Here is a 20638-nt window from a genome sequence, read left to right on the forward strand (position 1 = left end):
AATTTAACTAATAATAACGTGAACATCAGCGCCCTCTCAAAGAGAGGGCGTAAGGAGCAACAATGAGTATTTCTATGAATACCAAGCTAAGCTACGGCTTTGGCGCATTCGGCAAGGACTTTGCCATCACGATCGTCTACATGTACCTCATGTTCTATTACACTGACGTGGTTGGGATTTCGGCAGCCGCTGTGGGAACCCTCTTCCTTGTGGCCCGGATCTGGGATGCGGTAAATGACCCTATCATGGGCTGGATCGTCAACAACACGCGCAGTCGATGGGGCAAGTTTAAGCCATGGATCTTAATCGGTACTATTGCCAATTCTGTCGTCCTAATTCTGCTATTTAGTGCCCATTACATCGAAGGACCCTGGCTTATTGCCTATGTCGCGGTGACTTATATTCTTTGGGGCATGACCTATACATTAATGGACATTCCTTTCTGGTCTCTCGTACCCACGTTAACGCTCGATAAACGCGAACGTGAAGAACTGGTTCCCTACCCTAGGTTCTTTGCTAGCTTAGCATGGATCGTCACCGCTGCGATTGCGATGCCATTTATTAACTACGTCGGTGGCGACGATAAAGGCTTCGGATTTCAAGTGTTTACCTTCTTACTGATCGCCTGTTTCTTGGTCTCAACTTTTATCACTTTACGTAACGTTAAAGAACGCTACTCAACCGCCAATTTAGACGCTACGCAGCCGGAAGAAAAAGTATCGCTGAAAAAATTGCTCACGCTAATCTACAAAAATGACCAACTCACCAGCGTGCTCTGTATGGCGTTGTCATACAACTTAGCAACCAACATCATTATGGCGTTTGCGGTGTACTACTTCACCTATGTCGTTGGCAATGAAGCCTTATTCCCTTACTACATGGCTTATGCTGGCATCGCCAATCTCATTACTCTGGTGCTATTCCCTAAATTGGCGCAAATGTTTTCACGCCGCGTCTTATGGGCCTGCGCATCTAGCTTTCCAATCCTAGGCAGCGCCGTCCTTATCTATGTCGGCATGTACGACAAACAAAGCATCCTACTAATTTCAACAGCAGGTGTGCTACTGCAAATTGGCACGGCCTTATTTTGGGTATTAAACGTTATTATGGTCGCAGACACTGTTGACTACGGCGAATATAAACTGGGATCGCGCTGCGAAAGTATCGCTTACTCAGTACAAACGTTGGTGGTGAAAGCTGGCTCTGCGTTTGCCGCATTCTTCATCGGTATAGCGCTCACCGCAGTGAATTATATTCCGAACGTAGAGCAAAGCGCTGACACCGTATTCGGCATGCAGTGCATCATGGTAGGGCTACCCGCATTCTTCTTTGCTATCGCGCTCATCATTTACTTCCGCTACTACAAGCTAAACGGCGCTTATCACCAGCAGATTCAAGACCATCTGACTGAAAAATACGATCACGTTACCCATGACCGCTCTGACCACGAAAAACCAACGAAACCAGCAGAGCCCGCTCAAGTGCTATAAACCCTAACAACAAAATCAGTACAGGTTATTCAATCTGTACTGATGCACTAACACGTCAAACACGGCTAATCATTCCACTTCCAATAAAGAGAACAGTATGAAACGTAAAGTCCTTGCATCCGCAATCACTTTTGCCCTCACACTATCTGGCGGGGCAATTGCACAACAAAGCGACAATATAATTGTCAACCCTAGTTTTGAAAACAAAGGCTTAGGCTGGAGTTATTGGTTCGCCAATATCAAAAGCGATCAAACCCACGAGGGGGAATACAGAGGCCGTATCGCACAAGGCCAAAACCATCACATCAGCCAAAAAGTGACCATCCCTGAAAGTGGCTACTACGATTTATCCGCGTTTATCGTCAGCCCAGGGCAAGACGCCACTCTCGCAATAACAAATTTATACGATGAAATATTAGTGCGGGACAAAGTAAAACAAAGCTCGAAATATAAGCGCAATAAGCTTAAGCACATTCCTTTAGAGAAAGGAGAGCAACTGAAAGTCTGGTTCTCCGGTTCTAAGCGTGGTGGCGTGAGTGTGGATAGTGTCGGACTAATTAAAAATAACAAAAATAAACCGCTCAATTTCAATCAGATCATTCAGTTTTCAGCTCACGAACAAGTCGGGGCAACCAACCTCAATAAAAAATCCAAGAAAATAACGTTCTACGTACCTTACGGTACAGATCTAAGCCATATCACCATCGACGAGATACTGATCTCATCAAGCAGTCAACTATCACTAGAAAGTGGCGATACGGTTGATTTTACTCAGCCAGTGCGCGCCATCGTGACAGACAAAAAAGGCAATAAACAGCGATGGACAATCAAAGCCATCGAAAAAGAAAAACAAGTTGTCGTCACCTCTTCCAATCAAAAGCTGCAAGATTCCTTCGAGTGGGCGATGGATAAAACCCGCCGCTTTGTGATGACAGGGCAACATGATTTACTCAACCGTGATGAGTTCAATAACGATGGGGACGGAACCGCTGACTACATTCCTTCTTATTGGGCCGGCTACTTTGATCGAACCGCATTCTATTCACGGGATTTTTTACACCAAGCGAGCGGGGCAAAAATTGCGGGGCTAGATCTCGAAAACTTCTCTATGTTCAAGACCTTTGCTAAACACGCTACCGAATCGAGAAAGTGGTACACATTATGGGCAATTAACTTCGACGGTTCGGCCCACACCATCGACTACAAAGATGACGACTGGTTTGTGCGTGAGGTGCCCGCACAATTTGAGTTTGTAGAGAAAGCGTGGCAGCAGTATCAATGGACGGGTGATACGCGCTACATTGAAGACGAAGACTTATGGCGCTTCTACACCAAGGTGCTTACCGACTATATCGAATTGCATGACGACCAAGATCCCAATGGCATTGCTGAAGGTTACGGCGGTATTTTTGAAGGCTCCGCCACTTACAACGAGCGTGGGGAATTCCCAATTGAAGCTGGAGATGGCATCGGCTCGCAGTATCAAGCTACGGTTGCCTATTCCGCTATGCTAGAAGCAAGAGAAGAATACAGTGAAGCGGCAGTGTGGCGTGAAAAAGCACAACAGCTAAAAACTTACTTTAATGAAGACTGGAGTATTGCCGATCCCGAAAAGCCGCTGGACAACTACGTCAATATTGTTCAAAGAGACGGTTTCCGTATGAACGATTTTGGCAAAGAAAACAGCTGGTTTATGCCGATGAAACGTATCACCGAACCCGGTGAGCGCAACGACAGGTACTTAGACTTTATCGCCGAGAATTTGGGCGATGGTATCGGGACAACACCGGAAGCACCAAATAACATTGAAGCCTACACGTATATCCCTGAAACCTACTTCCCATACAACCGAAATAACGAAGCGTGGAAGTGGATGCAGTACATTATGGATATCAAGGATCAACCGCACGAACGGCCAACGCAAGGCACCAATGGTGACTACCCTGAGATCTCGTTTACCTTTATCTCTAATACTATTGAAGGCTTAATGGGGATAAAACCTGACGCGGCGAACAACCAATTAGTGACGGCATCACATTTGCCGAATGATATTGACTGGTTAGAAGTGACACAACTGCCAATGGGCAGCCATGAGGTGACTATTCGCCATGATGGATTGCACCAATCAACACTCACTAACGATTCAACACAAACATTACAATGGGAGGCCTGGTTCTATGGTAACTATGCATCACTAATCGTAGATGGACAATCCATCAAAGCCGAACAAAAGCAAGTTAACGGGCAAACCGTCAGCTATGTGACGGTTTCTGTTTCAGCCGATGAGACAAGGGTTATACATAAATAACCACGTAAAAAGATCTCGCCCAATATCTCGATATTGGGCGTTTATACTAACGCTATCAGTAGCCCTACCAAAACCAAGCTCACGCCAACGCCACGAGTATAAAACCACTTCTCGTTTAAAAACCAAATACCCATTAGCACACCAAATATGATGCTTACTTGTCTCAATGCCACCACATAACTCACGTTATCCACCATGGTCATGGCAAACAACACCATACCGTAAGTCAACGCCATCATAATACCCGCGGTCGCGGAGCGATAACGGTACTGCCACGTTAAGGCTAACTCATGATGCTTGCCAGTGAGTAACAGCCAAGTAATGAGGACAATGGCGATAGCAGCAAACTGCATCCCTAAAAAAAATATCGCAACCTGATGAGACGATAAACCATCGGTTTCGTATTGTAGCCAGCTTAATGCTTGCTTATCCACAACAGAGTAAATAGTGGTGCCAACCGCCGCGATAAACGCCCAGAAAACACTATGGTTCACGTATGAGCGTAGCCTAAAGTCTTTAAAGTGCCGCATAGGCACTAGCAAACACCCTAACGTGAGTATGGAAAACCCTAGCCATGCGTTAAACGTGAGTGCTTGGCCTATTGCAACAGTGATAACCCCGACCATCAACACTGGAAGGGCTCGAGCGATGGGATATATCACGCCAATATCCCCAAGATTATAGGCTCTTAACAAACCAACTAAATAAACCACCTGCCCCACAGCGCTAAAGAATAACAAGCTCCAAAAAGACAGCGTTAAATTATCGAATCCGATAACAGATAAGCACCATACTAAATAAGGAAGCAATAGGATAAAAGGAGCAAGCGACGCTCCCAAGGTAAAGGAATAACCAGACCCATTATTCGACTTACCTAATACGTTCCAGCCTGCATGGAGCAAAGCTGAGAACACCACTAATAGCACGGCATAAAACGTCAAGGTGAGTTCCTTAAAAAGATGATGGATTGGGATAAAAGACTCAAGCGTGGCATGAAACCACGCTCTATGACACGACGCTAATTAACGCTGGTTTGCCTGCAACTGAGCCACAGACTCAATGCTGATCGCATCGTGGCGCCAATATTCGATATCACAATCAATAAGCTCACCATGTTGATTGTAGTTGATGCGTTCGACCATCATTGTCGGCGTGCCGGACGTTGCTCGTAGAGCCTGCGCCATTTCGCCCAATAAAGAAGTGGTGCTCACTCGATACTTAACCTTGCTGTACACCACGCCATATTGCTCTCGATAAATATCCGTCAAGGATAAAGACAAATCATGGCTAAGTAAGTTAGGAAACTGCTCAGTGCGAATATAATTCGTCACAAAGACAACCTAGTCTATCTTCCAAATACCGGACACGATCAACACGAAAAATATCAGAAAATGGCGGCAGATTAAGTAACTCTGCGGCTTTTTTCGTCGCCATCATCGCTTTTGCTGCGACCAGCGTAGTGTGTGGCTGACGGTTCTGGCTCAACGCCATATTAGTAAAGTTAAGGGTTTCTGTGGGATCGTACTTCAGCGGTTCCGGTGAAATAAACCAACCTCGACGATCTTCTCTAAAAATACGACCTTCAGCTTCTAACAGCGACAGCGCTTCTCGTAACGTTACTCGTGTGGTATCAAACGACTCCGCCAATTTGCGTTCTGCGGGCAATTTCTGTCTTGGCATTAGGGTACCCGACTCTATTTGCTCTACAAGCGCATCTTTTATTTTTACGTATTGCACTTCGTATCCTTATTCTATTCTTTTGCACTGGGTAGGATGAACATGATCAAACCCCACTCTATCGTACACGCCATGCTTGCGTCTTACCTTCAAGCCACTTACCGAGCGCCATGTGCAACAACTTAGCGGCCGCCGCAGAGATCATAATCATCACCGCCATCGCGGCCGCCGATCCCGTCTGCCCTGCATCATCCATATTCAGTACCGATACCGACGCTGGAATTGTTTGGGTTGAATATAAGAATACTACTGCCGATGTCGTTGTTAAAGCGTTGATAAATAAATATATCGCTATATCTAATACCGCAGGCAAACAACAAGGTAATGTGACTTTAAAAAACAACTTATATTGCGGCAATTTCACCGATGCCGCGGTCGATTCAATCTCCGCAGGTAGCTGCTTTAACGCCGTCAATGCTGTCATATGCCCGACGGTATAGTAGTGCACTACCGTATTGATCACTAAAAACGCCATCGTGCCATACAGTACGCCCAGCGGGTTATTGGCATCATTAAAGTAAAAAATATAGCCTAAACCAAGTACCAAACCCGGCACTGCCATTGGGATCACGCTCATCATTTGCATCCACTGTCTCAGTGGAGCAAATGCCCGATCCTTTTTCAATACCATAAGCACCAAGAAAGATGACAATAGAACCCACGATAGCCGTCCACATACCAAGTTTTAAGGAGTTAAAATAAGGATCCCAACCATAGGTACTCATTTCCGCGAAGTTATAGTTGTTTAGTGTCAGTGCTTTATTCCATGGCCAGAACGTAACCAGCGAACCATAAATAGCCATACCTAGTACTACTACAACCGCAAAAGAAATGAACATGCAATACAGCAAGCTGAGGCTATCGCGCAATTTGTTTGGCTCTGGTTGATACGGCACAGAACGTGAATCTAACATGCTCTTTTGTTTCTTTTGCACCCAGCGATCAACGGTAAACGCTAGTATGGCAGGCAGTAACAATAAGATACTGGTGACCGCACCCATTGAAAAATTTTGCTGGCCGACCACCTGCTTAAAAATATCAGTGGCTAACACGTTGTAGCTACCACCAATCACTTTCGGCACACCAAAGTCACAGACAACGAGCGTAAATACCACAATTAACGTACTAATTAGACCGTATTTAGCGGCGGGCAATGTCACCATAAAAAATGTTTTGATCGGAGAAGTATTGAGCGCTCTGGCGGCTTCATACAGACGGGCATCCGAGGTGCGCAGTGACGTCGTTAGAATCATGAGTGCATGCGGAAAGGTCCAGAAAATCAGTCCCAGCGAGATACCAATCACACCGTATACCGAGTTGCCCTGCAGCAACGCTTTAGCGACGCCTTGATTTCCAAACAAGAAGATTAAGCTAATCGCAGGAAGTAACGATGGCGCTAGAATGGGAGCAGCCCCCATAAAGCGAAACAAACCTTTATAGGGCATACACGTTCGTGTTAATGCATAAGCATACCCAAACGCCAATATCCCCACGACGACAGTCACAATCAAACCAACTGTGAAGGTATTGCTCAAAGACACCCAAAGGCTATCCGTTGCGAAATAGGCCAAGAAATTATCCAAGCCAACAAAATCACCATCACTATTTTGAACACTCTTTTTCATCATTGCCCATAGCGGCATGATGATAAACAGCATCATAAAAATAAAGATCAGCGTTAATAAACCCAAGAGAATACAGTTATCTTGGCTCATCTTGGCGCTAGCCATTACCGCGCGTCTTTTCATTGTCTCGCCAAAAGAAAGCGTTGAAGTTGCGTCCATATTGCCTCCTACGCCGCCTGCTCTGAAACATGGCTTGCAGTACTACCCAGCGGAGACGCGAACACTTGTTTTTCTAATGGGTAACCACGTAATCCCGTGTGACCAAATTCAATGTAACGGATATCATTACGACGTAAATTGAAACGCTTAACGTCTTTCACGGGCACATCCATATATAAAGAGGTCGCTAGCGGCGCGTTTTGCATCGCTACCTCAACGCGGTAATAAGCGCCTTGAAACTCTTTCGCGATAATTCGCACCGGAATCGCCTCACTCGCCCGCTCCACAAACTGAATATTTTCTGGTCGAACAGCCAGCTGGAAGATATCCCCCTGCTTTAGCTGCATATTATCTAAGGTCGGTAACGCAAGCATAGACTCGGCAACCCTTAACGATTGACTCGAAGCGACGGACGCCTCTATGAAGTTCATGCTACCGACAAAATCCGCAACAAAACGCGTCGCTGGCGCTTCGTAGATCTCCTGCGGCGTACCAACCTGCTCAATCACACCATGATTCATGACCACAATACGATCGGCCATCGACAGCGCTTCTTCTTGATCGTGGGTCACCATGATAGTAGTGATGCCCAAACGACGCTGCATCTGGCATATTTCATCACGAAGGTGAGTACGCACTTTCGCGTCCAATGCCGACAGAGGTTCATCTAACAACAATAAGCCTGGTGATAATGCCAACGCTCGTGCAAGTGCGACTCGCTGCTGCTGCCCACCGGACAGTTGATTGGGAAACTTGTTGGCTGATGTCGGCAAGCCAATCATGTCTAACCAATGTTCGACTTTCTCCAATGCTTCTTTGTTGGACAGCCCCTGATTCTTTAGTCCTACTGCAATATTTTCTTGCACGGTAAGATTGGGAAACAACGCATAGGATTGAAAGACAATGCCAAAGTCACGCTTTTCTGGTGGGAGGAAGGTGGTGTCTTTATCGTCTTGGAAAATGCGTCCTGAAGTAGGAAGATCCAAGCCCGCAATCGCACGCAGCAACGTGGTTTTACCGCACCCAGAAGGCCCAAGAAAACACACGAACTCACCGCGCTCAATGGATAATGAAATCTCTTTCAATGCCGTGAACTGGCCAAATTTTTTCACTACATTATGAATGTCTAGATAAGGATTGGATACTGTCATCACTTTCTCTCCAAATGGTATATACCAATACTAAGATTGCTATATTTCATTGCAATGACAGCTTTGTTTCAGGTTGATTTCAATTTCATTGTTGTTTGGTTTCGCAAGTAAAAACGACAAAAAGAAGGCCTAATAGCTGCCTTCTTTTATTCGGAGTTTGCCGCTCTATTAGATATTAAAGCCGCTTGGTTATCTTAGGACTTAGGCTCTGACTTTGAATCGAATTTTTGTGACCATGTTTTTAATACTTCTGCTCGGTCTGAACCCATTTTCGCGAAATCCATCTTCGCCATCGCGCCTTCCACTTCAGGGTAGTTTGATACCACGGCTTTGACTTCTTTGTGGGCCACGACAGGGTAAGATTCAACGTAGAGTTCATTCGCCGCTTTTGAAACGGACCAATCCACAACGCGCTTTGCTGCATCCGATTCTTTCACTAGGCCGACGGCTTCAGATTCCCAGCCAATCCCTTTTGGTGTGATCACGGCCAGTGGTGCGCCTTGGTTTTTCAACTTAGCACCACGAACCGCCATCGAAATACCAATCGCGACTTCACCCATCGCCGCTTGAACACAAGGTTTTGAACCTGAATGCGTATAATGGGCAATGTTGTTATCTAGCTTCTTCATGTAATCCCAAGCTTGTGTCTCGCCCATGTTCTGCAACCAAGCAGACACTTGCATGTAACCCGTTCCTGAAGATGCAGGATTTGGCATCGCAATGTGCCCTTGATAAACGGGCTTAGTTAAATCCTCCCAAGACTGAGGCTTTGGCAGGTTTAACTGCTCTGCGACGATTTCATTGAAGCAAACCGCATTAAAGAATGCGTCGTTTCCATACCACGCCTGGCTGGATTGCGGATCATTCAAATTGGCATTCAAGTTTTCTAGACCTTGCGGTGTATACGACTTAAGAATGCCCTCTTCTTTTAGTAGCGCCATGGATGAACCCGCCAATCCCCACACTACGTCTGCGCGAGTATTGTTTTTTTCAGCCAGTAGTTTAGCCGTCATGATGCCTGTCGAATCACGCACCCATTTGATAGCGATATCAGGGTTTTCCTTCTCAAACGCATTCTTATATTTAGCAAGAATATCGGTTTCAAAAGCGGTATACACCGTCACTTCCGTGGCTGCTAAGGCATTCGTTGCCCACAAAGAAACCAACGTTGCGAGTGCCCCTTTCATCAAACGGTTTTTCATTTCCATCTCCAGTTTCATTTTTGTGGCGACTTGCTGTTTATCTGCACGTCGCCTTTAAAGTCATCATTGACGGTCACACCTTAATTGGTATGTACCAGTTTATAATTACACGGTAATTCTCATTTATGACGATTAAATGAACGAAAAATGGCAGTTTTGCGACGATTTATGACTAATTCGATGACAACGATTTTCGCTACATTTCGAACTATGAAGCTTTTATTAAATCTAATTTCTCCCCCTTTACGAACAATAAAAAGGATTGCTAAAGTAGCCACAACAACCTGGTATAGTCCAATATGAGAAGTGATAATGAAAAACGAATACTTACTGCTTACGCCCGGCCCGCTTTCTACCTCTGAAACCGTTCGACAAGCGATGCTTAAAGATTGGTGCACATGGGATGACGACTACAACAAAGACGTCGTTGAGGTCATTCGCTCATCGCTAACACAATTGGCGACCCGCCACCCCGGCTATACCAGTGTGCTCATGCAAGGCAGTGGCACGGCCTCTGTTGAAGCAACAATCGGCAGTGCACTTGGCAAGAATGACAAACTTTTGGTTATCGATAACGGCGCTTACGGTGCTCGCATTGCACAAATTGCGGACTACCTCTCCATTCCTACCTGTGTCATCTCTCTGGGCGAAACGCAGCAACCAAATTTAGAAGCAATAAAAAACGCACTCAAAAGTGATGCTGACATTACTCATATTGCCATTGTGCATTGCGAAACGACAACTGGCATGCTCAATCCTATTGAGTCGGTAATAAAACTCGCAAAGCAGCACGGCAAGGCGGTGATCCTAGATGCGATGTCCAGCTTTGGAGGCATCCCAATGGATATCGGTGACTTAGACATCGACTTTATGATTAGCTCGGCCAACAAATGCATTCAAGGTGTTCCTGGATTTGGCTTTGTCATCGCGAAACAAACTTCGCTTGAAAAGTGCCAAGGACAAGCTCGCTCCCTGACGTTAGATCTCTATGACCAATGGCAATGTATGGAGGCCAACCACGGCAAATGGCGCTTCACTTCGCCAACGCATACCGTGCGAGCATTTTACCAAGCACTACAAGAACTGCAGAACGAAGGCGGAATTGCCGCTCGCCATCAGCGTTATCAGACTAACCAAAAAACCTTAGTCGAAGGCATGCGCTCTTTGGGCTTTGCGCCATTGCTCCATGATGACCTGCACTCACCAATCATCACCTCTTTCTACTCACCAAAGCACAGTGATTACCAATTCAAAGAGTTTTACAACCGACTTAAAGCACAAGCCTTTGTGATTTACCCGGGGAAAGTCTCCAACGCTGACTGTTTCCGTATCGGTAATATTGGTGATGTGCATCCGGCGGATATCTCACGTCTTATCACTGCTGTGAAGAGCTCGATGTATTGGGAAATCAAATAATGTCAGATCAAGCAACTCACTTACGCAGCGAGGGGGATGTGAACAACACACCCGCTCGCCAAACATGGATGTCTGATATTCAAGACGAGGCCACTCAAGTCTTACTTAAACGCGATTCGGATGTGTTTCTACATCAATCGATGTCAACACCTTGTCTTGATTCACTGGAAGCTGCGGAAGGGATTTACCTTCAAGATACGCGTGGCAAGAGATACATGGATTTTCATGGCAACAATGTCCATCAACTTGGTTATGGTCACCCTCACGTCATTAAGCGCGTCACTGAGCAAATGCATTCACTGCCATTTTCTCCCCGTCGCTTTACCAACGAGACGGCGGTCAAATGCGCGGAAAAACTCACCGACATCTGTAGTGGCGACCTAAACCGAGTGCTCTTTGCACCGGGCGGAACCTCCGTTGTCGGCATGGCACTAAAGTTAGCTCGTTACATCACAGGCAGTCACAAAGTCGTGTCACTTTGGGATTCCTTTCATGGTGCTTCCCTTGATGCCATTTCCGTTGGTGGAGAAGCCTGTTTTCGTGAAGGCATGGGGCCATTAATGGCAGGGGTTGAGCGTATTCCACCTGCTATATCTTACCGTGGTGCACTGCCCTCTCAAGACGGCAGCGATGTTCATTACGCGGATTACTTAGAATATGTGATCGAAAAAGAAGGTGGCATAGGCGCATTTATTGCTGAAGGCGTACGCAATACCGATGTACAAGTACCAAGCAAAGCCTATTGGCAACGTATTCGAGAGATTTGTGACAAGCATAATGTCTTATTGATCATCGATGATATTCCTAACGGCATGGGCCGCAGTGGCGAGTGGTTTACGTATCAAGCCTTTGATATTGAACCCGACATCTTATGCATTGGTAAGGGATTAGGGGGAGGACTCGTGCCTATTGCTGCCATGGTGACCAAAGAAAAATATAACACCGCTGCAGAGATATCACTGGGGCACTACACCCATGAAAAAAGCCCCGTAGGATGTGCAGCAGCGTTGGCAACCATGGAAGCCATTGAACACGATCAATTACTAGAAAAAACACGCGCGGATGGTGAGTTTGTTAAAGCTCGCTTAACGCAAATGAAGGCAACCTACCCTGTGATCGGTGACGTACGCGGAATAGGGTTGTTATGGGGCGTTGAACTGGTGACCAATCATGTCTCCAAACAGCGCGCCTATGACGAGGCAGAATCCGTGTTGTATCAATGCCTCAATCAGGGACTGAGCTTTAAGGTCTCGCAAGGTAACGTTATACAGTTGAGCCCACCGCTCATCATCACTCGTGAACAACTGACGCAAGCCCTCGACATTTTCGAGCACGCGATCGCCAAAGTATGCAAGGATTTTAATTATGTCTAATCTCTATTCAGCAACACCAAGTGCCTCCACTAAGTCGCCTGTTCAAGCCATCGTTTTTGACTGGCTAAGCACCATTGTCGACTTTGGTTCATTTGCACCCACCAGTATTTTTGTGGAAGCCTTTAGGCAAGGTTATGACTTTGACATTACGCTTGCCGAAGCACGTGAGCCAATGGGCATTGGTAAGTGGGATCATATTAAAGCGGTCGGTCACCTGCCAGCCGTTGCTCAGCGCTGGGAAAAGCAGTTTGGTCGCACGATGACTGACAGCGATATCGACCAAATTTACGCGACATTTATGCCGCTACAAAAAGCAAAAGTCGCCGATCACGCCGAACCTATTCTCAACGCTATCGATGTGGTCAACGGGCTAAAGCAGCAAGGTATTAAAATAGGTTCTTGCTCAGGTTACCCAAGAGAGGTCATGGATGTCTTGATCCCTGCTGCGAAAGACTATGGCTATGAGCCGGACTATATTGTGGCAACGGATGACCTTTCTCAAGGTGGTCGCCCAGCTCCGTTCATGGCACTAAAAAACATGATTGAGCTAAATGTCACTTGCGTTGGCGCTTGCGTAAAAGTTGACGATGCCGCTCCCGGTATTGAAGAAGGTCACAACGCTGGAATGTGGACAGTCGGACTATTACTATCGGGTAATGAAGCTGGCTTAACCTTAGAAGAATACCAAGCAGCCGATGAAGCCACATTAAATGCGGCTCGCGAAAGAGCACGTGAAAAGCTTGGTAAAGCTTCACCACACTATTTAATAGATACGATTAATGATCTTCCGAGCGTCATTAAAGATATAGAAAAGCGCTTAAGCGCTGGTGAAAGGCCCTAGGCACGCTGTCAATCAAAACTAAAAACCCAGTGCCATAACAGATGGCACTGGGTTTCTTCCTATAGAACAGGTCAGTATTCCAATAATCTCACTTATAGCCGTATTATTAAGAACGAGGTCACGAATAACTGTATCGCCAATAACTGTATTAACTAATAACGAAGCCAACTAAGCGGTAACACAATCAGATTGATTCGGCACAATAACAGCATTTTCTCTGCTAGCTCTTTTATTCCATGACTTTTCATGTAAAAAGTAAGCTACCGTATTAATCGCAGGCTCTAGCAATGCCACGGCTCCACCAGCAACTACACTTCCGGTAAGTGCGTATACCACCGAAAACGCGACACTATAATGAACCACTGCAAATGACGCCGTTTTAATGCGAACATTTTGACTTAATGACTTCAGCCATTGCGATTTTTCCCATAACTTTTCATGGAAATAAAACGCCACTGTATTCACTGCGGGTTCCAGCATGGCGATCATGCTACTCAGAATGATCTCACCAGTAAAAACATACGCCACGCTAAATGCAATGGTAAAGTGAATTGATGCAAACCTAAGTGTTTTCGCCATGATGTTGTCCTGTTGTGTTCAATTGTCTCCACTATACCCAACACTTCACAACGAACAAAACAGATTGAATCTAATTATTCAATAGTTAAAACCTATTAATTAAAAATCGAAATATCAGACATTCACTTTCCTACGATACCGCTCTAACACCTTTTAACACTCTTCGCTGCAACACATGAGCCCGAACATGGTCATAGATAAGGTTAAAAAGAAACGCATAGATGGTGATGAATATCGTCACGCCTAAATCCATTAACAATGCTTGCCACAAACTCACCTTCAGAATAAAAGCCATCACTGGAATAGTGAAAAACAGCAATCCCGCCTCAAATAGTAGGACATGAATGACTCGTAGTGACATTGACCGCTGGGTTTTCTCACCCGGCATTACTCTATCAAACCCCAAATTAAACAAATAATTCCAGATCATCGCCATCGTAGCGATAACTATCATTGTTCCTGATAGCGCTCCGATATCATGATCGGTAAACAACGCCAATCCAAGGATAGACGATGTGACTGCCAACGTTTCAAATAATACCGAATGAAAAACACGCTCTAGTGTTCCCATAATTTGCTCCAACCTGCTTACTTACTCAAAAATGAAGTTGGGATTATGTCAGGGTGAGCGTGCAAATAAAGTTAACAGCCATCACAATTGGTGATAGCTTATTTTGTTATTCACTTAGTAAACATCGCGAATAGAGGCATACCCATGTACAGCTTTGAACAATTAAGAGTCTTCGTCACCGTATGTGAAAATGGCTCATTCTCAGCGGCGGCACGCAAACTAAAGCGTGCTCAATCAGGTGTCAGTCAAGCCGTGGCTAACCTTGAAATTGCCGTTAACCAAGAGTTATTCAACCGAGATAAAAACACACCTACCTTAACAAAAAGTGGTGAGGCCTTACTGCCCATTGCGCGATCTATATTGCAGCAACAGGTTTACTTCGATCAAAAGGCGACGGCGCTCACTAATGCGTACGAACATGAGCTTGTCATCGCTATCGATGAAAGTATGGTCAGCGATGATTTTTTAAGTATATTGACCCCGTTAGCCGACCAGTTTCCCATTACGCACTTTGAAATCATCACGGCTTCTAGCTTCGATATTGAAGATCTAATTCGTACGGGAAAAGCGCACGCGGGTATTGTATTCGCCGATGGGGAGCTAAAAGTCGACATGGACTTTTTTATTATGGGACAGGCGAAGTTTTTGACCATTGCTTCACCGGAGCACCCGTTAGCCGCGCTTCCTATCGTAGAGCATGATGATCTAAAACTTTATCGCCAATGCGTCCACCGTAGTGCGAAACAAAAAGAACTGTGGTTCAGCTACGGAATTAGCTCCAAGCTCTGGTATGCCAATAATCACCAAACCCTTATTGATCTTGTGCGCCAAGGTATTGGTTGGGCGCTCGTTCCTGAGCTACTTATCAAGACATCGTTAGAGCAGAACTCGGTGGTTTCATTACCTGTCGCACATGAATTTAATGGTTGGCTAACGGCGGTGGGCTGCCTAGTATCGCGAAGTCACGCATCAGGACCAGTACTCGTACACGTCCTCGACACCCTTAAACAATACCGATTAACTGAAAATCGCTGGGAGCATACGAGCAAATTTGAACCTTAAGCTTTTTAACTGCCCCTTAGCGTAAACCTTTGCATTAAATAGTATCCAATAAATGGTGCTATTGCACCGTTCGCTTTAGTATCGCAGAGAAATTGTCTGAAGATGAACTGGCAGAAACGAGTACCCAACCTTTCGAGTTTAAAAAATTCACCGCATCAATGGGCGAGTTAAAGGCAACTGTATTGCCTGCCTCATCACGAAGAAGATCTTTATTTCGAATACCAATTTCTACCTCTTGCCCAAAATCTACTTCGACTTTCCATTTCGTCAAACTAAGTAACTTCCCTCGGGCAACAACACGAGCGTATTGCTCGGTTTGACCTGTCACGACACTTGCTTCTGGACTTGATAATGCATGACTCACGGGAGAAAACAGCATGACGATTGCCAGCAATGCCACGCTCGCTAGGGGAAAGGGGAAATTCTCTATTTTCATTACACGCCTCATCTGGATTATGCCAATTAGCTTCACGCTATTTGAGTCAGTATACGCAGTACTGTTTTCATTATTTGAAAACCGCACTATGCGAGTTTCCATAAAATGGATGCCATGATGTCCATAGAGCAAGACGACATTGAATTACTGTATGACCTGTTTTTATCGCTCAAAAAACACAACAAAATCCGCGTATAAACCTTTCCGCCATTGCGGATCTTATATCCGCAAGATTCATAAATTCCATAACGTTAACGCATCTTAAACCGCAAAGGTGTGTTAACCGTCGATCAATCTATACGCCAATATCTGGTTACGAACTTCACTAATTGAAACTAGTTTGAACATTCGTTCAATATTTATTTGAACGATCGTTCAAATAATTCTATAGTGTGGCTTATCACAAGAAGGAAAGGTCTAGTGATGCATCCCAATAGACTTAATTCAAAGGAAAATGACATGCTAAAGTTTTACTTTCACAAGACACCGAACCCAATGAAAGTCGCACTGTATCTCGCTGAAACGGGTCTGCCTTATGAGCTCGTTCCTGTTGATACCTATAAAGGTGAGCAGCACAGCCCTAAATATCGAGCGATCAACCCGAATGGTAAAGCACCAGCGATTGAAGACGGCGGTGTAAGAGTATTTGATTCCAATGCAATTTTACTCTACCTTTCCGAAAAAACAGGGCTGCTAGCAGGAAAGCCTGAAGATCGTGGTGAGATGCTGTCTTGGTTAATGTTTATAGCCTCTGGGCTGGGTCCATTCTCGGGTCAATCGGTTCACTTTCGACACGCATCGCCTGAGAAGATCCCGTATGCGATCAATCGATACTTGCGCGAAGCACAACGTCACTACGAGGTACTCGACACACACTTAAAAGGCCGAGACTACCTTGTTGGGCAAACCTACAGTATTGCCGATATCGCCGCGTGGGGTTGGGTTGACAAAGCTGCGGTTGTGCTGGGAGAAGAGGCGCTTACCCCTTACCCCAACTTGAAGCGTTGGTTTGATGCCATTAGCCAGCGTCCAGCCGTGCAAGTAGCTCGCGATGTTGGCAACGACATTGAGTTCAAAACCGAACAAGATGACGTTACTAAACGTGCTCTGTTCCCACAGAACTACGCGAAAGATTAGACAATCGTCTCGTCGTCATGTTGAATAAATAACAATAAGTTAGCGAGGTTCGCTGACTTATTCGCACATCCATAGCGCAGCCTTCATGGTGAATTTATGGCGATGATTATCATTAATAAAACGCTTTGGATCATGCACGTTGAAATACTGAACTAGAATTAAACATCGTTTAATGTCTTAGTGAGTAACGTGAGCCTCTAGTACTTTAGTTTAAGCCTTCGCGTTTAGCTTAGCCCTTACCGATTTAACTTAGGAGTTAGTATGGAAAATCAATATACACCGCCGAAAATCTGGGTTCACGACACAAAAGGTGGCAATAAATGGGCCAGCATTAATCGCCCTGTGTCTGGGTCTACCCATGATAAAGCACTACTTAGTTGGTGACCACACATTACAGCTGTATTCACTCGGTACTCCTAATGGACAAAAAGTCACCATTCTTCTAGAAGAATTGCTCGCACTTGGCATCAAAGAAGCGGAATACGATGCTTACCTCATTAATATTGGTGAGGGCGATCAATTTTCATCGGGTTTTGTCGGCGTAAACCCTAACTCAAAAATCCCGGCGTTGGTCGACCGTTCCGGTAAAGAAAGCGTTAATGTATTTGAATCCGCTTCGATCCTTGTGCACCTTGCCGAAAAATTTGGGCACTTTCTGCCTAACGAAGGGACGGCGCGAACGCAAACTTTCAATTGGTTATTTTGGGCGCAAGGCTCTGCGCCTTTCTTAGGGGGTGGTTTCGGGCATTTCTATGCGTATGCCGACGAAAAATTCGAATACCCCATCAATCGCTTTGCCATGGAAGCAAAACGCCAGTTGGACGTGTTAGACAAACAACTTGCTGCCAATACCTACGTAGCTTGAGTGAAGAATACACGATTGCAGATATGGCAATTTGGCCTTGGTATGGCAATGTCGTGCTTGGTAACTTGTATGACGCCGCCGAGTTTTTACAAGTTGAAAGTTACACGCATGTCATGCGATGGGCGAAAATGCTAGAAGCTCGAGAGGGGGTACAGCGTGGGCGCATCTTAAACCGCTCGTGGGGTGAAGAGTGGGAGCAAGTACCAGAGCGTCACAGCGCTAAAGACATTGATCACGTACTCTCATTAAAGCCAGAGTAGTGCCTTACTGACATTTAAAAGCGAGGGGATCCTAATGACTTGGATACCCTCGACTTTTTTGTGTTTCAAGCTTTTACTTATGAGCATCTTCTCATGGTGTAAGCAACGCAAACGCTTCCATCATACCAAAGTCATTATTGCTACCGAGAGTGATGTGATTAGCACGCATTTTAAGTTTTGGCGTCGCATTACTTAACGCTACGCCTACGCTTAGCAACATCAATCATAGACACGTCATTATCATTATCGCCAATAGCCATAACCTGGCTCGTCGGGATCGCCATTTCCTCCAGATATCGAGCAAGTAGCCGCCCTTTACTATTACCAAGGTTATTGAAACCAATACGGTTAAACCACGAATGTTCGTAGCAAAATGCACGTTGCAAGTGATCGAGAGCAATCAGAGCGTCGATGGCTTTTGAGTCACCTTCTGTAACAAAGGTCCACACGTGTGTTGATCCCAACAACTCTGAAGCAAGGTCGTCAACTCGTTCAATTTTCGGTCGAATAGAGGCTGGTTGCGTTAAAGCCCACTGTTCTAGCTTACTGATGTAGTTCGCCGGATGCGTGTGCTTAAGAATAATTCGGTCATCCACATAGGCGATAAGATCCAAAGAGTGGCACTGATCCAAGAAAAACTGCACATTCGCTTTAGATATAGGACTCTGATAGCGGTATTGCTCACTATCTGGATAATATAAGTAAGAACCGTTGCAGCAGATAATCGGAGTATCAAGCGCAAGTTGCTTATAGTACGGTAACACTGTCGTATGATGGCGACCCGTAGCAAGAACAATCTGGTAGCGCTGACGTAGCGAAAATAACGCCTCCCGCACTACGGGCATAATCTCGCCACTGGCATTGAGCAATGTGCCATCCATATCAATGGCAATAAGTTTATAGTCCATATTCAATCTCAACATAGTGAGGAGAGATACCAATACTTTGGGCGGTATTTAATAGCGCCTTAATTGTTTTAAATATTCTTGGTTTTAACGTCTTTCCAGTTTCTAAAAAACTATTCACTCCCCATTTTTTACTGACCACTAGTAAATAATAATGGTCACTTTGATTCGATTTAACTGCGATAGCACCTTCAATATCACCACGTTCAAAATGGGTTCTAAATTCTTTCAGCAACATATCGGTATTTCATCCATGGTAGCAACATAAATATTATCTGTTATTTTCTTCATAAAAAAAGGGACGATAAATCGTCCCTTTTGCCATTATAGGAAGGCTCGGTATGGCAGTTCAGGGTCGTTCTTAAAGACATCGGCAAAACCACGGAAATGTTGGTAATGCATACGTCCTTTGTCTGTAGGGTACGTGTATCTGCCCCCTACTTGCCAAAAGAACGGTGCGAAACCATATTGAAGACGCTCTTTCTTCATGTTCCACAGCATTTCAATTTCACGTGGGTCATTTTGGAAGTTTGCCCAAATATCATGATGGAATGGCACCACTACTTCACAATCTAGCGATTCTGCAGCACGTAAGATATCAGAAGACGTCATTTTATCCGTCACGCCACGTGGGTTCTCACCAAATGATAACAACGCGACATCAATCTTATGGTCATTACCGTGCTTAGCGTAGTAGTTTGAGTAGTGAGAATCACCTGAGTGATACACTGACCCACCTGTTGTTTCTACCAAGTAGTTAACGGCGCGATCATCCATGCCATCTAAAATATCTTTATCCGTAGATGATGTGCCTTCTGGCAGTGTCACAAGCGCCGTACGGTCAAAGGCATCTAGCACTTTAATCGTCACATCTTTAATCGTGATCTCGTCGCCCACTTTAGCCACCACACAACGATCTTCTGGCACACCCCATTTCATCCAAAGATCGACACAGGCTTTAGGACCAATAAATTTCACATGGTCACCACAGTTTTGTAGAACCGCCGCTGCAACATTGATGTCAATGTGATCGCCGTGGTCATGAGATGCCATCACCGCATCAATTTCTTTAATCGCAAATGGGTCAAGTGGGAAAATCGCGGTACGTAGGTTAGGTTGTAATGCTTCAACCCCCATACGCATCATTTGGTGTTGGTTCTTCATTTTTTGAACCGCTTGGGTTTTCTTACCTGTACCACACCAAAAGTCCATGGATAGGTTCGCACCGCCTTCAGACTTCAACCAAATACCGAGTACAGCCAAGCCACCACATTGAGAACGTATTCGGTTGAACTTCGGTTTGCTCAATTTCTTCATTTAACCATGTGCCCCACTCTGGAAATGTATTGAGGATCCAAGATTCGCGAGTGATTTCATTTACATTGCTCATGATAATACCTTCTATTTCACAATTTTAATTTTGTTTAGGATGTAGGGAGCCGCGCGCCTTATTTTATTGATAAGGCGCTAAGCTTAAATTTATTATTTTCGATTCGGGATTAATCCCAGAAGTTATTTAAC

Annotated in this window: 15 protein-coding genes and 4 pseudogenes; 8 read left to right on the forward strand and 11 right to left on the reverse strand. The window is 45.1% G+C overall.

Annotated features, from left to right (window positions below; genetic code table 11):
* Window positions 1-62: 62 nt before the first annotated feature.
* Both melB and AC0L66_RS18575 read left to right on the forward strand, forming a co-directional pair.
* A complete protein-coding gene (gene melB / locus AC0L66_RS18570) occupies window positions 63-1490 on the forward strand; it encodes a melibiose:sodium transporter MelB (RefSeq protein WP_473570334.1) in 1428 nt (475 codons plus the stop codon).
* Between the two features lie 97 nt (window positions 1491-1587).
* Entirely contained in the window at window positions 1588-3798 is a 2211-nt protein-coding gene (locus AC0L66_RS18575) for a hypothetical protein (RefSeq protein WP_473570336.1), read from the forward strand.
* Window positions 3799-3839: 41 nt separating this feature from the next.
* Here AC0L66_RS18575 and AC0L66_RS18580 read toward each other — a convergent pair whose 3' ends face one another.
* The 5 genes and pseudogenes from AC0L66_RS18580 to AC0L66_RS18600 form a co-directional block, all read right to left on the reverse strand.
* The gene (locus AC0L66_RS18580) at window positions 3840-4739 is read right to left on the reverse strand and encodes an EamA family transporter (protein ID WP_473570338.1); all 900 of its coding nucleotides are present in this window, start codon (window positions 4737-4739) and stop codon (window positions 3840-3842) included.
* A gap of 81 nt (window positions 4740-4820) precedes the next feature.
* Window positions 4821-5535: pseudogene (gene phnR / locus AC0L66_RS18585) on the reverse strand (phosphonate utilization transcriptional regulator PhnR).
* A 58-nt stretch (window positions 5536-5593) separates the two neighbouring features.
* Window positions 5594-7247 (reverse strand): annotated as a pseudogene (locus AC0L66_RS18590) (putative 2-aminoethylphosphonate ABC transporter permease subunit); the annotation flags it as partial.
* An 80-nt stretch (window positions 7248-7327) separates the two neighbouring features.
* Window positions 7328-8470, reverse strand: coding sequence for a putative 2-aminoethylphosphonate ABC transporter ATP-binding protein (locus tag AC0L66_RS18595; RefSeq protein ID WP_265675453.1), 1143 nt, complete (start codon window positions 8468-8470; stop codon window positions 7328-7330).
* Window positions 8471-8664: 194 nt separating this feature from the next.
* Complete coding sequence (locus AC0L66_RS18600; RefSeq protein WP_265675452.1) at window positions 8665-9672, reverse strand: putative 2-aminoethylphosphonate ABC transporter substrate-binding protein; 1008 nt, start codon at window positions 9670-9672, stop codon at window positions 8665-8667.
* 312 nt (window positions 9673-9984) lie between these two features.
* On the opposite strand from AC0L66_RS18600, the gene phnW reads away from it, so the two are divergent.
* From phnW to phnX, 3 genes are read left to right on the forward strand one after another with little or no spacing between them, the layout of a single operon-like run.
* The gene (gene phnW, locus AC0L66_RS18605) at window positions 9985-11088 is read left to right on the forward strand and encodes a 2-aminoethylphosphonate--pyruvate transaminase (RefSeq protein ID WP_473570340.1); all 1104 of its coding nucleotides are present in this window, start codon (window positions 9985-9987) and stop codon (window positions 11086-11088) included.
* Window positions 11088-12461, forward strand: a complete 1374-nt coding sequence (locus AC0L66_RS18610) for an aspartate aminotransferase family protein (protein WP_473570342.1) — start codon at window positions 11088-11090, stop codon at window positions 12459-12461. The genes phnW and AC0L66_RS18610 overlap by 1 nt, the downstream gene beginning before the upstream one ends.
* A complete protein-coding gene (gene phnX, locus AC0L66_RS18615; protein ID WP_473570344.1) occupies window positions 12454-13302 on the forward strand; it encodes a phosphonoacetaldehyde hydrolase in 849 nt (282 codons plus the stop codon). Before AC0L66_RS18610 ends, phnX begins: the two co-directional genes overlap by 8 nt.
* 168 nt (window positions 13303-13470) lie before the next feature.
* Here the strand turns inward: phnX and AC0L66_RS18620 are convergent, their stop codons facing one another.
* Together AC0L66_RS18620 and AC0L66_RS18625 are read right to left on the reverse strand one after the other, a co-directional pair.
* Window positions 13471-13881: a DUF2061 domain-containing protein gene (locus tag AC0L66_RS18620; RefSeq protein ID WP_473570346.1), complete on the reverse strand. Its 411-nt coding sequence runs from the start codon at window positions 13879-13881 to the stop codon at window positions 13471-13473.
* 130 nt (window positions 13882-14011) lie between these two features.
* Window positions 14012-14452, reverse strand: a complete 441-nt coding sequence (locus tag AC0L66_RS18625) for a PACE efflux transporter (RefSeq protein WP_265675446.1) — start codon at window positions 14450-14452, stop codon at window positions 14012-14014.
* A gap of 144 nt (window positions 14453-14596) precedes the next feature.
* On the opposite strand from AC0L66_RS18625, the gene AC0L66_RS18630 reads away from it, so the two are divergent.
* The gene (locus tag AC0L66_RS18630; protein WP_473570349.1) at window positions 14597-15514 is read left to right on the forward strand and encodes a LysR family transcriptional regulator; all 918 of its coding nucleotides are present in this window, start codon (window positions 14597-14599) and stop codon (window positions 15512-15514) included.
* Window positions 15515-15572: 58 nt separating this feature from the next.
* On the opposite strand, the gene AC0L66_RS18635 is transcribed toward AC0L66_RS18630, so the two are convergent.
* A complete protein-coding gene (locus AC0L66_RS18635) occupies window positions 15573-15950 on the reverse strand; it encodes a hypothetical protein (RefSeq protein ID WP_473570351.1) in 378 nt (125 codons plus the stop codon).
* 459 nt (window positions 15951-16409) lie between these two features.
* Here AC0L66_RS18635 and AC0L66_RS18640 point away from each other — a divergent pair, with 459 nt between their 5' ends.
* A complete protein-coding gene (locus AC0L66_RS18640; RefSeq protein WP_265675437.1) occupies window positions 16410-17087 on the forward strand; it encodes a glutathione S-transferase family protein in 678 nt (225 codons plus the stop codon).
* A 261-nt stretch (window positions 17088-17348) separates the two neighbouring features.
* Window positions 17349-18212 (forward strand): annotated as a pseudogene (yghU, locus tag AC0L66_RS18645) (glutathione-dependent disulfide-bond oxidoreductase).
* A gap of 188 nt (window positions 18213-18400) precedes the next feature.
* On the opposite strand, the gene AC0L66_RS18650 reads toward yghU, so the two are convergent.
* The 3 genes and pseudogenes from AC0L66_RS18650 to ulaG form a co-directional block, all read right to left on the reverse strand.
* A complete protein-coding gene (locus AC0L66_RS18650; RefSeq protein WP_473570353.1) occupies window positions 18401-19120 on the reverse strand; it encodes an HAD-IIB family hydrolase in 720 nt (239 codons plus the stop codon).
* Window positions 19110-19355 (reverse strand): hypothetical protein, encoded by a 246-nt coding sequence (locus AC0L66_RS18655; RefSeq protein WP_265675434.1) that lies wholly within the window; start codon window positions 19353-19355, stop codon window positions 19110-19112. The genes AC0L66_RS18650 and AC0L66_RS18655 overlap by 11 nt, the downstream gene beginning before the upstream one ends.
* A gap of 86 nt (window positions 19356-19441) precedes the next feature.
* Window positions 19442-20507 (reverse strand): annotated as a pseudogene (ulaG, locus tag AC0L66_RS18660) (L-ascorbate 6-phosphate lactonase).
* Window positions 20508-20638 lie beyond the last annotated feature (131 nt).

The sequence above is a fragment of the Vibrio sp. GJ43-1 genome, from assembly GCF_055808835.1.

Excerpts from the sequence above, each read along its gene's own strand:
- melB (WP_473570334.1), top strand. The coding sequence starts at position 63 with ATGAGTATTTCTATGAATACCAAGCTAAGCTACGGCTTTGGCGCATTC.
- AC0L66_RS18575 (WP_473570336.1), top strand. The coding sequence starts at position 1,588 with ATGAAACGTAAAGTCCTTGCATCCGCAATCACTTTTGCCCTCACACTA.
- AC0L66_RS18595 (WP_265675453.1), bottom strand. The coding sequence starts at position 8,470 with ATGACAGTATCCAATCCTTATCTAGACATTCATAATGTAGTGAAAAAA.
- AC0L66_RS18600 (WP_265675452.1), bottom strand. The coding sequence starts at position 9,672 with ATGAAAAACCGTTTGATGAAAGGGGCACTCGCAACGTTGGTTTCTTTG.
- phnW (WP_473570340.1), top strand. The coding sequence starts at position 9,985 with ATGAAAAACGAATACTTACTGCTTACGCCCGGCCCGCTTTCTACCTCT.
- AC0L66_RS18610 (WP_473570342.1), top strand. The coding sequence starts at position 11,088 with ATGTCAGATCAAGCAACTCACTTACGCAGCGAGGGGGATGTGAACAAC.
- phnX (WP_473570344.1), top strand. The coding sequence starts at position 12,454 with ATGTCTAATCTCTATTCAGCAACACCAAGTGCCTCCACTAAGTCGCCT.
- AC0L66_RS18620 (WP_473570346.1), bottom strand. The coding sequence starts at position 13,881 with ATGGCGAAAACACTTAGGTTTGCATCAATTCACTTTACCATTGCATTT.
- AC0L66_RS18625 (WP_265675446.1), bottom strand. The coding sequence starts at position 14,452 with ATGGGAACACTAGAGCGTGTTTTTCATTCGGTATTATTTGAAACGTTG.
- AC0L66_RS18630 (WP_473570349.1), top strand. The coding sequence starts at position 14,597 with ATGTACAGCTTTGAACAATTAAGAGTCTTCGTCACCGTATGTGAAAAT.
- AC0L66_RS18635 (WP_473570351.1), bottom strand. The coding sequence starts at position 15,950 with ATGAAAATAGAGAATTTCCCCTTTCCCCTAGCGAGCGTGGCATTGCTG.
- AC0L66_RS18640 (WP_265675437.1), top strand. The coding sequence starts at position 16,410 with ATGCTAAAGTTTTACTTTCACAAGACACCGAACCCAATGAAAGTCGCA.
- AC0L66_RS18650 (WP_473570353.1), bottom strand. The coding sequence starts at position 19,120 with ATGGACTATAAACTTATTGCCATTGATATGGATGGCACATTGCTCAAT.
- AC0L66_RS18655 (WP_265675434.1), bottom strand. The coding sequence starts at position 19,355 with ATGTTGCTGAAAGAATTTAGAACCCATTTTGAACGTGGTGATATTGAA.